This window comes from Sorangium sp. So ce726, from assembly GCF_051521405.1.
Taxonomy (GTDB): domain Bacteria; phylum Myxococcota_A; class Polyangia; order Polyangiales; family Polyangiaceae; genus Sorangium.
Genome location: NZ_CP150349.1, coordinates 2,048,592 through 2,062,938, shown reverse-complemented (window position 1 = coordinate 2,062,938; position 14,347 = coordinate 2,048,592). Strand labels below are relative to the sequence as shown.

Below are 14,347 nucleotides of genomic sequence, written 5' to 3'. Positions count from 1 at the left end.
GATCGTGGCGCGCGTCACGCAATGTGGCCTGCCGGGCTGAGCAAGGCCGGGCTCAGGGGAGCAAGCTGCACTTCGACAGGGGCGTCCGGTAGTCCATCGCCTGGGTGTTGCGCTCGAACTCCTCCAGGTTGTTCGGACAGACGACGTACCAGCCAGCGTCGGTGAAGGCGCTCACTTGCCGGTCGGTGGTGGCCAGATCGTACGCGAGCATGACGGTATCGTAGCCCCAGCCGAACAGCTTCTGACCGAGGAGCACGTCCACGTACCCCTCGCGCATCCGATCCATGTATTCCGGCAGCGTGTCGAACGCCACCGAGTGAATGGTCTTCTCCTTCGCTCTCGCGGTGAGCGTCGGCGCGTTCGCCGCGAGGTCGGGCTCGCCGAGGAGCTTGCTGTAGGAGAAGAAGAAGCCCATGATCTCCTCGTCCTTCTCCAGCGCCTCCTCCGCGGTCTCCGCACAGAAAGGGATCGCGTAGTCGCAGCACACGCAAGGGAGGCTCACGGCGTTCGTCATGTCCGGGTACTTCTTCAGCGACTCGGTGAACCCGGCAGACCGGTCGATGAAGGTCCCCGCCGGGGTGGGGGTGTAGCCTCCGTCACTGTCTTCATCCATCATCGTCTGAAAGGCGATCTTGCCGGTCTTCCCGTTGATGGTCGCGAGCGCATCCATGAGGAAGGCGGCAGCGGCCTTGTTGTCCATGCCGTAGTAGGTGTGGCGCTTGCTGGCCGGAGCGTCGCCGCCGTACGTGACGACCTTGATGCCGGCGTCCACCGCCTGGTTGATGAGGTCGTTCTCGCAGACACCGTCGAAGACATCGACGGATATCGCATCCACCTTCATGTCGATGACCTCTTGGAGCACCTTCATCTGCGGCCGGGAAAGGTAGCAGGCGTCGTCGGGATCCAGCGGCTTGCCGTCCTCCGTGAGCTCCGGACATTCAGGGTCCAGGATCATCACGTTGACCGGCCGTGTGCTCGTCGTCGACAGCTCGCTCTGCGCCTGCGCGGCGCCCGCGCGACCCAGATCGTGGAACCGATTGCACTTGTTGTGGGTGATGTAAGCGATGGTCAGCGGCGCTTCCGCCGTGCTCTCGCTCGAGCTGCAGGCAAGCCCGCTGGTCGCCAGAAGAATGCTCCCGATGATGGCGCGATGGTCCATGAATCCCCTCCTCTTCTCGATATGGCTCGACCCGTTTCACCGTCCCCTGACGGTTCAGCGCGGCTGTGCGCGCGCCGACATCCGGCCCCCCTGCGATGGTGCGCGCTCAGCGCGCCTCGCCCTCATTCGCGGCGCGCGTGGCGCGGCTCCTGTCCACCGCGTGCTTGCCCGACCGGATACGCATACGCGATGCCGCTCCGCAACGTCCCCGCCGTGACCAGGCCCCGAAGATCGACGTCGAGCTCGATGAGCGTCTGCGCGATCGCCGGCTGGATGCCTGTGAGCACCACCTGCGCACCGAGCAGCCCGACGGCGCGCGCGGACTGCACAAGCATCTCGGCGACCTGGGCGTCCACCGCCTTGACGCCGGTGATATCGATGATCGCGACGCGGGCCGAGTGCCTCTCCACCCCCTGCAGCAACGTCTCGATGATCCGGCTCGCCCGCGCGCTGTCAAAGAAGCCGATGAGCGGCATCACCAGCACGCCCTCGGCGATCGGCAAGAGCGGCGTCACCAGCTCACGTATCGTGTCCTGCTGCGCCGCGATCAGCTCGTCCCGCGCAGCCTCCCGCTCGCGCTCCGCCGCCTTGACCCGCGTGATGTCGATGGAGATCCCGGCGACCGCGCCCTCCGGGACGCCCTCGCCACGGAGGGGGAACTTGATCGTGTACAGGGTCCGATCACCCTGGGCCTGCGGGACGATCTCCTCGGCCTCGAACGGGGCGCCGGTCCTGCGCACCAGCTGTTCGACGTCTTTGTAAATAGACGCAACTTCCGCCGGACAGAAGTCGCTATCGGTCTTTCCGAGCATGCTGCCCGGAGCCGCCCCGACGAGCTCCTCCGTCGAGCGGCTCGCCAGGAGGAAGGCGCCGTCACGGTCCTTCGCATACATGAAGACAGGGGCGCGGTCGCAGAGCGCCGCGAGCAGCACGTCTCTCCTGTGGCGGCCCTGCTCTCGGCGCTTTCGCGCTGTCACTTCCTCTGCGAAGACGACGATCTCACGCACAGCGCCGTCGTCCCCTCGCGTGAAGACCTCCGCGCGCACGGCGAAGATGCGCTCCCCTTGCCCTCCCTGGATGCTCCGCGCCCGCAGCTCGCCTTCGACGGCTCCGCCGTCGCGCGCCGCGGCGAGCTCGGCCGCGCGCGCTCCGAGGCCGGCGAGATCGTCGGGGTGAATGCGCGCCGAGAGCGCCTCGACGCCCCGCGAAAGGAGCTCTTCTTCCGTGCAGCCGAGCGCCCGGACGAGCGCGGCGTTATGCCCGGTGAGCCGCGGTCCCGCGAGGTCCAGAACACACACGATCGCCGGCAACGCGTCGAGTATCCGCTGGGCTCGCGAGATCGTCGCGCTCTGCATCCGGCTGGCCTCAGTCTCGTTCATCGCGCGCATCGCGGGGACTTCTCTCGAGAGCTTCCTGCCCGGTCAGGGCGAGAGATCGCGCTTTGTTTCTCGCAGTACATCGATGACGATGGCGCTCACCTTCATGGCGATGGCTTCCTGACGCTCGCCGCCGGGAGAAGACCGCCAGAGAAATTTCGGTCGTGCACGCTCCCCCTTCACGACAAGAACACAGCGGTCCAGTCGAGTTGCATCATTACGACTATGGGAAACAGGATCGACTGTCAACGCCTTTTACGTCCTCGTTCGCGACGATGCCGACCATGCGAGTTCCAGCCGGAGAGCATGCCAATCGACAGTAGGGTACCGTCGGAGATGACTCCACGGTGGACGATTCGGCCCCTCATGTGGCGATAGGTTGACGCAATCCACCGCGATGAGGCGAGGACCACCGCGCTCGTCCGCCCGCGCTCACAGCCCGGCGCCGCCGGCGCCGCCTGCGCCGCCTGAGCCCGCGGAGCCGCCGTCACCGCCTGCGCCGCCTCCGCCATCGGCGCTCGCGCCGCCTCCGCCAGCCCCGCCGGCCCCGGTGGTTCCGCTCGGCTGAGAAGAGCTCGCGGAGACGCCCGTGTCGAAGCAGTTCGGGTTGTCGGCCTCGACGAAGCAGCCCACCTCGATGGGGTGGCCGACGTCGACGCAGCCCGCCGCCAGGAGGCCTGTTGTGGCCGACAAGCGGAGGAGGAGCGCGGGAAAACGTGTGCTCTTCACGGGGAAGCTCCGTGGCTCGCGCGCCCGACGGTCGCGGTGGAGGAGGGCCTGGCCGCCGCTGCCGGGCTGCCTGCGGCGGCGTCGTCGTCGAGGTGAAGCTCGATCCCGGCGAAGAGCGTGAGGCGGTTCTTCAACGCGAAATCCGCGGAGGGGCCGCTCTCGACGAGGTAGCGCGGCTGCCCCTGGTTGGGCCCGACGACGTAGGGCTCATGGCCTGAGAACGCGTATTGCCCGCCGAGCGTGTACCCAGCGCCCTTCACCCCGGGTATCGCGCCCGTCACCGCCACGCGGAGCTCCACCTGCGGCGGCACCTCCGGGCGAGGGGCGATGTTCGACGGATCGCCGCCATAGTACGCTTGGTCGGCGATCCGCCGGCCCATGTAAGCGGCCGCCAGGGATACGGCGCCAGAGCCGACCTCGTACGATATGCGGGCGTTGCCGTACACCTGCGGCGCGACCGTGATGGGGACGTCGTCGCCGGTGCCGAACGGCGCGTTCCGGGTGATCTGCTGAGAGGACATGCGGCGTCGCGTCGCGGCGAACGTGGAGTTCACGCCGACGCGCAGCTTCCGCTCGAGGAAGCTCGTCTCGAAGCCGAGGTTCGCGCCGTAGTTCTCGATGCCTGGCACGTTGTTGTACCTCGAGACGCTGGGCGCCTTGGCCCTCAGGAGCTGGAGCTCGATGACGTCCCGCCAGTCCGAGTAGAAGCCGCCGGCCGTGAAGGAGTACGCGCCGCTCCGGAACGACGAGACCGCCTCCAGGGAGGAGACCTTCTCCGGCTTGAGGCCGTCCGGGTTCGGCAGGAGCCTGCCGCTCACGCTGTAGAGCTCGACGAAGCTGGGCGCGCGGAATGCGCTCGAGTAGATGAGCTTGACCGACACCCGCTCGTCCGGCGTGAGGATCAGCGCGGCGCGCGGCGAGATCGCGTTCGTCACGTACTCGAGCGGGATACGCGAGTCGAGGTCGACCCGGATCCCGGCGTTGAGCGAGAGGGGCCGGAACAGGCGGAGCGTCTGCTGCACATAGGCCCCGAGCGCGGCCTCGTCTTCGAGACGGCTTCCTCCGCCGTGCCAGCGCGTGCGCGCCGGGTCGGAGCCATAACTCTTCCCCGTGAGCTCGTCGAATGCGACGAACTCGAAGGCCGACGTGCGGAAGCGCCCGTCGAGACCCGCCATGGTCGTGAAGGCGCCGTCGCCTGCCCAGTCGTACCGCGCCTGGAGCTCCAGCCCGACCCAGCGGGAGAGGAACAGCGCGTCCTTCCGGCAGGGCCCGGACGGGCCGCGCGGGCACTGCTCGGGATCGAGCACGCCGAGCGGGACGTTCGGCACGAGCGGGTCGTGGCCCACCACGTAGCGCGAGCGCTCGATCCGGCTGTACCCGAAGTACCCGCGCGCCACGCCCTCGAGCCGCTCGCTCAGGCGGGCGCGATAACGCACGCTGGTCAAGACGAGCGTCTGCGTGTTGTCGTTGCGGGCGTCGTCATAGGCCCCGACGCGGTTCTCGTGGAGATCCATGAACGGCGCGGCCCACCTCGAGCGGGTCGCCTGCGCGACGGCGCTCAGGTCGCCGACGTCGAGGCGCACGAAGGCCCCTGCCTTGCGGCGAAACCACTGCTCTTCGACCGGGCCGCCCCAGAAGCCGGGCTCGGCGTGCGAGCCGAGATCCATGACGGACACGCCGTCCGCCCCGACAGGGAGCCGTTGCTTCCGGAAGCTCACCTCGGGCCCCTCGAAGCGGTTCATGTCGACCGCCGCCACCACCCCCGCGGGCTGCCCGAGCAGCGTGAAGCGGCGCCCGAAGCCGAGCGCCGCCGTGCCCTCGCCCCCGATGCCCTCGACGTCCGGTGCCCTGATGTTGCCCGATTCGTCGAGCGGGGGCGACGCCCCGAGCGTCAGGGAGGCGCGGAGGCCCTGGTGATCGGCGGCCTTCTTCGTGACGACGTTGATGACCCCCAGCATGGCCTGCGCGCCGTAGAGCACGGAGCCTGGGCCCAGGACCACCTCGATATGGTCGACGATCTCGATCGGGATATCGTGCAGGAAGACGGCGCCGCCGCCCTGCTCGTTCACGACCATGCCGTCGAGCACGATCAGCACGTGGCTGTTCGAGTCCCGGGTCAGGGCGACCCCGCGCGCGCCGACCTCCGGGACCGACATGCGGTCGTGCGCGAAGACGCCGCTCGCGAGGAAGGTGAGCGCGTCGGCGAGGCGCCGTATGCCGAAGAGCTTGAGCTGCGCGCCCGTGATCACCGACGACATGGCGGGCGCGTCGCTCTCGCGCTCCGCGGAGCGCGAGGCGCCGGACACGACGTTCTCTTCGAGGATCTCGAGGAGCGAGCTGACGTCCTCGGCCCGCGCCTCGCGCGGGGCGGTGGCCGACCACGCGAGCGACGCGGCGCAGAGCAGTGCGAGACGGGTCGACCTCACGTCAATAGATCCTTGCCAGTTTGAGGATGGGAGCGGGGAAGTCGATCTGCTGGGCCCGGGCCTGCGCGAGGTTGATGCTCATGCGCGGCTTGCCGTCCGCGACGTCGACGCCGAGCACGGCCCCCTGCGAGACATAGGGCTCCACGGCCGCGAAGCTCAGGATGCCCGTGTCGGTGAGCGCGCCGCGTATCGCGGCGACCTCCCTGCCGAGCCCCGAGGAGATGTACACGACGTTGATGTCGCGCGCGCGGCACGTCGCGGCGAGCTCGGAAGCGCTCGAGTACTCGGCGCTCTCCACGCGGATCGGCTTGTCACGCACCTTGCCGATGTCGTTCAGCGCCCTCCTCATCTGGAGCGCGGCGCTCAGCGAGTCCGCGTCGCCCGCCCGAGAGAGCAGCAGGAAAGAGACCTGCCCCTTCACCCGCTCGGGAAAGCCCCTGTCGTACGGCAGGATGCGCGTGACGATCTCCGCTTGCACGGCGAAGGGCGCCGTCGCCGGCTCCGCCATGACATGGAACGGGACGAGGGCGGCCGCGACGAAGAGGCCGAGCACAAGGGCGCGCCGGCGAGGCGTCATTTCTTGCGTTCCTTGCCGCGCGACAGGCCGGCGAGCTTGCGGATGCGGAGCGCCGCTTGCACCTGCGGGGTGAGGGCGAGGAGATCACCCTTCCTGCTGAAGACGCCGTCGAAGCCGAGCTCCGCGTACCGCGATCCGGCCTCGGCGTCCGTCGTGTAGAGGTAGAAGAGCGGCGGCTTCTCGCCCTCGGGCACCGCGGCCTTGAGCGAGCGGAGGACGGCAGCGCCGTCGAGGCCCGGCATGAAGAAGTCGACGATGACGAGATCGCAGCCGCGCAGGTGACGGGCCGTGCCCACGAGCTGCGTCGTCGTGACCACGTCGTAGCCGGCGCTCGACAGCTCGACGCGGATTCGCATCAGCACGATCTCGCTGTCATCGATCACCAGGATGCGTCCGCCATGTGACATCGAGTCATTCTCCGTTGCTGAGAGGGGCAGCCTGGGGGCGGATCACGAACGCCGTGCCGGTCTGGCGCGACGCGTCCACCTCGATGAGCCAGCCGACCGAGAGGAGATCGGCGCGGACCGCGGAGAGGCCGATGCCGCGGCCCGCGAGGTCGCTGACGTCGCCCTTCGTGCTCACGCCGGGGGTGAACAGGAGCTCGCGTGCCCGGCGCAGATCCTTCGGATCGACGCCGGCGCTCGTCGCGAGGGCGTCGAAGTCAATGCCCTGGCCGTCGTCCTCGACGAGGAGGGTGGGCAGCGGCCGATCGTCGATGCAGCTGGCGCGGATCACGCCGATCTCGGGCTTGCCCATCCGGGTGCGCGCGTCGGGGGGCTCGATTCCATGGGCGATCGCGTTCCGCACGAGGTGGAGGAGCACGCCCGGGAGCAAGCGGGCGAGATCCGAAGGAATGGAGGCCTCGCGGCCGTCGATCTCGAGGCGGGCGCGCTTGCCCTCCCGCTCGGCCCAGCGGGGGACGCGCTCGACGAGCGGCGCGAGCACCTCGCCGAACGGCCGCGCCGCGAGGCGGCGGACGATCTCGGCGGCCTCGCCGCCCTGCGGGCCAACGAGCTCGCCGAGCCGGGTGACGTCGGTGCGGCGGACCGTGATCTGGTCGAGGATCGCGCTGCCCACGGGCGAGGCGTCGACGAACGTCTCCTGCGCGCGCGTGAGCTCGTCCGCGACGCGGGTGAGCCGCGAGCGCCACGACGCCGAGTGCCCCTCGACCGAGGGCCTGTCCTCCGAGCGCGCGCGCGCCTGGACCATGGAGAGCTCGTCCTCGAGCGCCATGATCTCGTCCGCGAGGCGCTCCAGGTCGAACGACCGGGCCTCGCCCTTCATGGTGTGCAGCTGCTGCAAGAGCTCGTCGATGTCCTCGGGGCAGAGCTGCCCGCCGGGCCTCAGGATCTCGCTGCACCGGGCCACGCGCTCGCGCGAGATCTCGATGAAGCGGACGAAGACCTGGCCGCCGCCGGCGATGAGGCGGCGCATGGCGGCGATCTGGCGCGCGTGCTCCTCGTCCTTGGTCTTGACGCTCTCCGCGAGGCGCCTGAGCTCGGTCTGGTCGGTCGCGAGCAGCATGATGCGCGCGATCTTCTGGCCGGAGACGATGGGGCAGAGCTCGATCCGCAGGAACCTCCGGTCGCCCGGCGCGCGCTCGAACCACACCTCGCGCGGGGCGAGCTCGGCGATCTCCGGGAAGGCGTCGACCTCCGCGTCGAACGCCGCGTCGACCCATTGCCGGAGCGCCTGGCTCTCGACGCAGAGCGGCCCGCCGCGGTAGAGGAGCTCCGCGACGTGGTTGCCCTCCGCGGCGCGGTCGCCGAAGAGCTGCCTGGCCTCTTTCGAGGCCTCGCTGCCCAGCCGGCCGTCGGGGCCGAAGGCCACGATGGCCTCCCGCATGTTGTCGAAGAGCTCACGGAGGCTCTTCGTGGCCATCTCGAGCTTGCCCTCGCGCTCGAGGATGGCGGAGCTCATCGCATTGAAGACGTCGGCGAGCCGGCCGAGCTCGTCGTTCGTGCGGACGTTCACGCGGACGGCGCGGTCCCCCTCCCCGACGCGCCGCGCGGCGTCGACGAGCCGCGAGAGCGGATGCACGATCTGCCACCTTGCGAACGCGAGGAGCAGGAAGGCCGTCATCGCGCCGACGATCCCCGCGAACGCGAGGATGTTGCGGCGGGCCGCGGCGAACGCGGCGTTCTCGGGCTCGAGGGAGAAGACGAGGACGAGCGTCCCGAGGCGCCGCCCGTCGTCGCGCACGACCGGGCGGGCGACGCGTATCTCGCGCTCCAGGACCTGGTTCTCGGCGCCGCGCGTGGTGAACGCCGACAGACCGCCTTCCGGATGACCGATCTTGGCGACGGGCTCGGCGTCGCTGCCCCACGCGACCGCGGCGATGAGCGCGCGGTTTGACCGGAGCTGGTCGAGGTCGCCCTGCGCCGTGTCCCGATCGCCGAAATCGAGCGACGCGGTCAGGGAACCCGAGAGCAGATCCGCCATCATCGAAGCGGCGTTCGCCTTTGCCGACACGAGGTCATCTCGTGTCTTCTGGATCACCTGATTGGCCACCAGCACGGTAACGCTGGTGAGGACCACCACGGTCGCTGCGGCGAGCTTGACGCCGATGCCAAGGTGAACACCAGAGCGCCGCTGGTGAGCCGCTGGGGGCCGGGAAACAGGGGCAGAGACCAGCATCACGCGCTCGGCGCAGCAGGCCGTATCCGAGCCAAAGAACGGTCGAATCCACGAGCGTGCGTCATCCGCGCCCCCCTCCACGGCAGAAGCTTCGCCAGGCGCACCATCGGAAGCACCCGAGGGACGAGGACAGGCGCACGGCGATGCCCTTCCGACCTCGACGGTACGTAGTTCATTTCATTTCTGCAACAGGATTCTCCTCGCCCACCGCCGACGTGACTGTCCGCTTCGCGCGTCAACGGCAACGGGTCCATGCGTCAACAGGTCCACGCGTCAACGGGTCCGCGGTCCGCACGTTTGCGGGTTCACCAGGTTACCGGTCACCCACCCCCGTCATCGGCCCGGCGGCCTGCTGGGGTCTTTGCCGCTCCGCGCCGTGTGGAGGCGGGTCGACGCACGACCCGCTGGGGAACGGCAGCGCTGGAACCAGTGAGCGGGCCAACGCCGTTGGGACTTGACGTCTCTGCAACGTCTGAGTTTGCTTCTCCCGTGGACATGGGCGCGCCGCGATGGCGGTGAAGGGGCCGGGCTTCGAGGCCATCTTCGGCCGTCCGGCGAAGCTCCTGGCCGAGGCGCCAGGGCGCGTGAACCTGATCGGTGAGCACACCGATTACAGCGGCGGGTACGTGCTGCCGACGGCGATCCCGCAGAAGACGCGCGTCGAGATCGCGCCGCGGGGCGACGGGCTCGTCCAGGTCGCGACGCTGAGCGTGGGCGACGTGGACGACGTGAACGGCGGCGCCCGGCTCTCGTTCCGCGCCGGCGAGGAGGCGCGCCGCGGCCTGTGGCTCGACTACGTGCAGGGCATCACCGCGGTCCTCCGCGGCCGGGGCGCCTCGATCCCCGGCTTCGACGCGCGGATCGACTCGTCGGTGCCGCTCGGAAGCGGCCTGTCGTCGAGCGCCTCGCTGCTCGTGGCGCTCGCCCGCGCCCTGCGCGCGATGCTCGGCCTGTCCATCGACGACGTGGAGATCGCCCGGATCGCGCACACCGCAGAGCACGACTTCGTGGGCGCGCCCGTCGGGACGATGGATCAGATGGCCGCGAGCCTCGCCGACGAGGACACGGCGCTCTTCATCGACACAAGGACGCTCGCGTTCGAGCGCATCCCGTTGCCGCGGGACGCCGAGCTGCTCGTCGTGGACTCCGGGGTGGCTCACCAGCACGCGAGCGGCGACTACAAGACACGGCGCGCGGAGTGCGAGCGCGCGGCCGCGGCGCTGGGCGTCCCGCAGCTCCGGGACGTCGACGCGGCGGCGGAGCCGCGCATCGCGTCCCTGCCGGCGCCGCTCGACCGGCGCGCGCGCCATGTCGTGACCGAGAACGCCCGGGTGCTCGCCGCCGTGGCCGCGCTCCGCGCGGGCGATCTCGGCCGCCTGGGCCAGCTCTTCGACGCGTCGCACCGCTCCATGCGCGACGACTTCGAGGTATCGGTGCCGGCGGTCGACGATCTGGTGGAGAGCGCGCGGGCGCAGCCGGACGTCTTCGGCGCCCGGCTGACCGGCGGCGGCTTCGGCGGCGCGATCGTGGCCCTGGCAAAGCGCGGGTGTGCAGCGAGGGTGGGGCGGGCCGTCGTGGAGGCCTACGCGCGCACGCCGGGCCGGCGGGCGACAGTGCTTGTAGGAGGGCCCGTCATGACCTCCCAGAGCGACAAACGGGGTTGAACGGTGCCTCAATCAATGGGTTGCGAGGCCGACCGATCTAGCTCCAAAGGCCAGGAATACGGGAGAGAGACAAACCGCAAGGGGCGCAAGGGGCGCAAGGGACCAGAGACGAGATATGTTCTTGCCTTCCCCTTGCGCCCCTTGCGCCCCTTGCGGTTTCTCTTGCCTTCTGTTGATTTCCTCGGGACTCGAACGCGCTCGGTGCTCTAGCCGGCGAGCGCCTCCGTGACCACAGGCGGCTTCAGCGGCGCGCGGTCGGCGAGCGCCGATACGCGCAGGCGCAGGCCATCCCGCGGGCGCAGCGTGAAGAGCGGTTGGGGATCCGTGGGAGCGCCCGGCGCCCGCTCGAAGCGATAGCGCTGGAGCAGCATCGGCAACAGGATCTGCATCTCGACGAGCGCGAAGCGCTCTCCGACGCAGCGCCGGGGGCCGAGCCCGAAGGGCAGGAATGCATGCCTGGGAATGGCGTCGACGCGCGAGGGCGCGAAGCGATCCGGGTCGAACCGCTCGGGGTCGGGCCACAGGTCCGCGCGGCGATGGAGAAGGTAGGGCGAGACCACGATCACCGCGCCCCGCGGCAGTCGATGGCCGAGGACCTCGCGCTCCTCTTTGCACTCCCGCTCGAACGCCCAGGCGCCCGGGTAGAGCCGCATCGTCTCTTGCAACACCTGCGTGCAGTACTCGAGCTCGCGAAGATCCGCCGAGGTCGGAGCGCGCCCGCCGAGCACCCGGTCGACCTCGGCCCGCAGGCGCGCCTCGACGTCCGGATGCGCGGCGAGGAGGAGCAGGCACCAGGTGAGCGTGTTCGACGGGTTCTCGGGCGCCGCGACGAGGACGCCCATGACCTGGTCAACGACCTGCGCGCGCGCGGCGTCCGGCGCGCTGCCGCGCAGCCGATGGTAAGGGCAGCCCTGAAGCCGCTGCTCGTGGCCGGCGGCCGACGCTCGGACGCGCGCCATGTAGCCGTTCCCCGCCGTGTCGACCGCGCCGCGCGCGAGCCGCGCGGCGATCCTGCGCAGCGCCGCGCTGGCGGAGCGGGCCCTCTGGTTGCCGCGGGTCGGCAGATGACGGAGCGACAGGACGCCGTTCGCGAGGATCTGGAAGACATCGACCTGCGCGCTCCAGAACAGATCGACGAACTCGCTGGCCTCCCGCTCGTCGGTCTCGATGCCGAAGAACACCCGCGTGGTCACGCGGTAGGTCAGCTTCATCATCTCGAGCGAGATCGGAAGGGTGGACGAGGCGTCCGCGCGCTCCCGCCACCGCGGAAGCTCGCGCGCTGCGATCTCTGCAGCCGCCTGCGCGTGCCTGTCCTGCATGGCGCTGACGAGCGGCTGCTGCAGGTCCCGTCGGTGCTGCTTCCAGGCCGCGCCGTTCTCGGTCAGCACGCCGCTGCCGATGAACGGCCGCAGCACGTCGGGGCTGCCCGCGCCCCGAACGAAGCTGTCCGATCCGTCGAGCAATACCTGACGCACCCCTTCGGGATCGTTCACAAGGTGCAGGAATCGATGTCCGAGCCGGATCCGCCCTATCGGTCCGATCGCCGCCAGGCGCGAGAGGACCGTCAGCGGATTGCGGCGAAACTCGGCGTAGTGACCGAGCAGGTTCCCCGACGGCAGCGTTGGAATCGCCCCGCCGGCAGATCGCATCCGGTGGGCCTCGTCAGGCGGTGTGCGGCGGTTCGTCGCGCGGAATCCCATTCTTCAGGATAGGTTCGCTCCGCTCCCTCGCTCAACGAAAACATCCAGGCGGCGCCCGCGCGCTGAACGCGCGTTCCAGGCATCGTTCTGCCATCGTTCTGCCATCGCTCTGCCATCGCTCTGGCTCGCCGAGCATGAAGGTGATTGTCGCATTCGCCTCCACTCTGGCGCCCGCTCGTCCGTGCCGAGCTGCTCGTCGCCGCCGCGGCGTCGTGACGTCGCGCGTCACTCCGGCGACGGCGACGCTGCGGGATCGTGTAGGCTCGCGGGCATGCCCATCACGCGACTCACGAAGCCTGATTCGAAGTTTCGCCTCGATGACGTCTCGACCGATCCGCATCGGGACGCGACGAAGCAGGAGGCAGCGGAGCGGCTCAAGAAGCTCGGCGACGAGCTGCTCGAGCTGCAGGAGCTCATGTGGGGAGCGAGGACGCACAGCATCCTCATCGTGCTTCAGGGCCGCGACGCGGCCGGCAAGGACGGGGCCATCAAGAACGTCGTCGGCGCGCTGAACCCGCGCGGCGTCACGGTGAGCTCGTTCGGCGTGCCCACGAAGGAGGAGCGGGAACACGACTTCTTGTGGCGTATCCACCGGCAGGCGCCGCGGGCGGGGGAGTTCGCCATCTTCAACCGCTCTCACTACGAGGATGTGCTCGTCGTGCGCGTTCACGACCTCGCGCCCAAGTCGCTGTGGGGGGAGCGCTACGGTCACATCAACGACTTCGAGGAGCTGCTCGCCGAGCACGGGACCATCGTGATCAAGTTCTTCCTGCACATCAGCAAGAAGGAGCAGGAGGAGAGGCTGCTGGAGCGCGAGGAGAACCCGTCGACCGCGTGGAAGCTCAACGTGAACGACTGGAAAGAGCGGGAGCACTGGGACGAGTACACCGAGGCTTACGACGAGGTCTTCCGGCGCTGCTCGTCCAAGCACGCGCCCTGGTGCATCGTGCCGGCCGACGCGAAGTGGTACCGCAACCTCGTCGTCGCCGAGACCGTGGCGGAGACGATGCGGGAATACCGCGATGGCTGGCTGAAGACGCTCGAGCGGAACGGGAAGGCGGGCCGCGAGGAGCTCGACGAGTACCGGAGGTCGCGGGGTGGGCGGAACAAGGGGTGAGCGCGCCCGACCGATATCCGCTCTAGCGCAGAACGCAAGTCGCGCGCTGCGACCAGCGTGGGCCCCTGATGCCATGGCACGGAGCCCACGCGAGGGATTCCGTGGTTGCATGGACAATTGATTTCCCTCCAGCCGGCGGGGCCGTTCGACGACCGTTGTACTCGTCGACGATCTCAACACGTGACCCCACGCTGTGGAGTCAGGAGGTCGTCCACGGTGACCTCCGGGGGGAACGGCTCTCGGCTCGCCGACGGTGCTCGCCTTTCAGGGAGGCGGTGGCCGGGCGCCGCCGCGCGCGCGCCGTGTGAGGCCGAGCGGCTCGGCCAATTGACGCGCTGTCGCTCGGGTGATGCAATTCCGGCGAGGAGGAGGGGGCATGCAGTTCGACGATCCCAGGCACGAGTACAACCCGTACGCTGCACCGACGACCGACAACGCGGGCTCCTATGGCGAGGACGAGCCGGATGAGCACATCCTCGCCGAGCGTGGCACGCGGCTCGGCGCGCGGATCCTCGACAACCTGCTGCTCGTCGGGTCCGCGCTCCCCGTCATGGTCCTCTTCATCGGCACCAACGCGATCGATGGCGTCGCGACGGACGAGTGGAATGTCTACCTGATCATCGGCGCCGGCGCGCTCCTCGGCCCGCTCCCGCTCGTCATCTACCAGTGGTACCTCATCGTCACGCGCGGGCAGACGCTCGGGAAGAAGTGGACGGGGATCAAGATCATCAAGGCGGATGGCTCGCGCGTCGACTTCATGTCCGGCGTCGTCGTCCGCAACTGGCTCATCGCGCTCCCCGGCCTCATCCCCGTCGTCGGCCAGGTGCTCAACGCGATCGTCAACCTGGTCGACGGCCTCATGATCTTCAGCGATGACCGCCGCTGCATGCACGATCGCATCGCCGGTACCAAGGTCGTCCTCGCCGCGCCCAAGGCGGGCTCCTGATCGCGCTCCTCGCCGC

At 69.5% G+C, this 14,347-nt stretch carries 11 protein-coding genes; 3 read left to right on the top strand and 8 right to left on the bottom strand.

Annotation, left to right across the window (positions count from 1 at the left end; all coding sequences use genetic code 11):
• Positions 1-52 precede the first annotated feature (52 nt).
• From WME79_RS07795 to WME79_RS07765, 7 genes are all read right to left on the bottom strand, one after another.
• Positions 53-1,159, bottom strand: coding sequence for a substrate-binding domain-containing protein (locus WME79_RS07795; protein ID WP_437533958.1), 1,107 nt, complete (start codon positions 1,157-1,159; stop codon positions 53-55).
• A gap of 122 nt (positions 1,160-1,281) precedes the next feature.
• Positions 1,282-2,538, bottom strand: coding sequence for a PAS domain-containing protein (locus WME79_RS07790; protein WP_437533956.1), 1,257 nt, complete (start codon positions 2,536-2,538; stop codon positions 1,282-1,284).
• A gap of 429 nt (positions 2,539-2,967) precedes the next feature.
• Positions 2,968-3,264, bottom strand: a complete 297-nt coding sequence (locus WME79_RS07785; RefSeq protein ID WP_437533954.1) for a hypothetical protein — start codon at positions 3,262-3,264, stop codon at positions 2,968-2,970.
• Entirely contained in the window at positions 3,261-5,690 is a 2,430-nt protein-coding gene (locus WME79_RS07780; RefSeq protein ID WP_437533952.1) for a TonB-dependent receptor plug domain-containing protein, read from the bottom strand. The genes WME79_RS07785 and WME79_RS07780 overlap by 4 nt, the downstream gene beginning before the upstream one ends.
• A gap of 1 nt (position 5,691) precedes the next feature.
• On the bottom strand, positions 5,692-6,267 hold the full coding sequence (locus WME79_RS07775; protein WP_437533950.1) for a YfiR family protein: 576 nt from the start codon (positions 6,265-6,267) through the stop codon (positions 5,692-5,694).
• Positions 6,264-6,674: a response regulator gene (locus tag WME79_RS07770; protein ID WP_437533949.1), complete on the bottom strand. Its 411-nt coding sequence runs from the start codon at positions 6,672-6,674 to the stop codon at positions 6,264-6,266. The genes WME79_RS07775 and WME79_RS07770 overlap by 4 nt, the downstream gene beginning before the upstream one ends.
• A gap of 4 nt (positions 6,675-6,678) precedes the next feature.
• Positions 6,679-8,904 carry a HAMP domain-containing protein gene (locus tag WME79_RS07765; protein ID WP_437533947.1) on the bottom strand — a complete coding sequence of 742 codons (2,226 nt, stop codon included), beginning with the start codon at positions 8,902-8,904 and terminating at the stop codon, positions 6,679-6,681.
• 509 nt (positions 8,905-9,413) lie between these two features.
• Here WME79_RS07765 and galK point away from each other — a divergent pair.
• Positions 9,414-10,568: a galactokinase gene (gene galK, locus WME79_RS07760; protein ID WP_437533945.1), complete on the top strand. Its 1,155-nt coding sequence runs from the start codon at positions 9,414-9,416 to the stop codon at positions 10,566-10,568.
• A gap of 206 nt (positions 10,569-10,774) precedes the next feature.
• Here galK and WME79_RS07755 read toward each other — a convergent pair whose 3' ends face one another.
• The gene (locus tag WME79_RS07755; protein ID WP_437533943.1) at positions 10,775-12,217 is read right to left on the bottom strand and encodes a cytochrome P450; all 1,443 of its coding nucleotides are present in this window, start codon (positions 12,215-12,217) and stop codon (positions 10,775-10,777) included.
• A 322-nt stretch (positions 12,218-12,539) separates the two neighbouring features.
• Between WME79_RS07755 and WME79_RS07750 the strand changes: the two genes are divergently transcribed.
• Complete coding sequence (locus WME79_RS07750; protein WP_437533941.1) at positions 12,540-13,385, top strand: PPK2 family polyphosphate kinase; 846 nt, start codon at positions 12,540-12,542, stop codon at positions 13,383-13,385.
• Between the two features lie 376 nt (positions 13,386-13,761).
• Entirely contained in the window at positions 13,762-14,331 is a 570-nt protein-coding gene (locus tag WME79_RS07745) for an RDD family protein (protein WP_437533939.1), read from the top strand.
• The last annotated feature ends 16 nt before the right edge of the window (positions 14,332-14,347 follow it).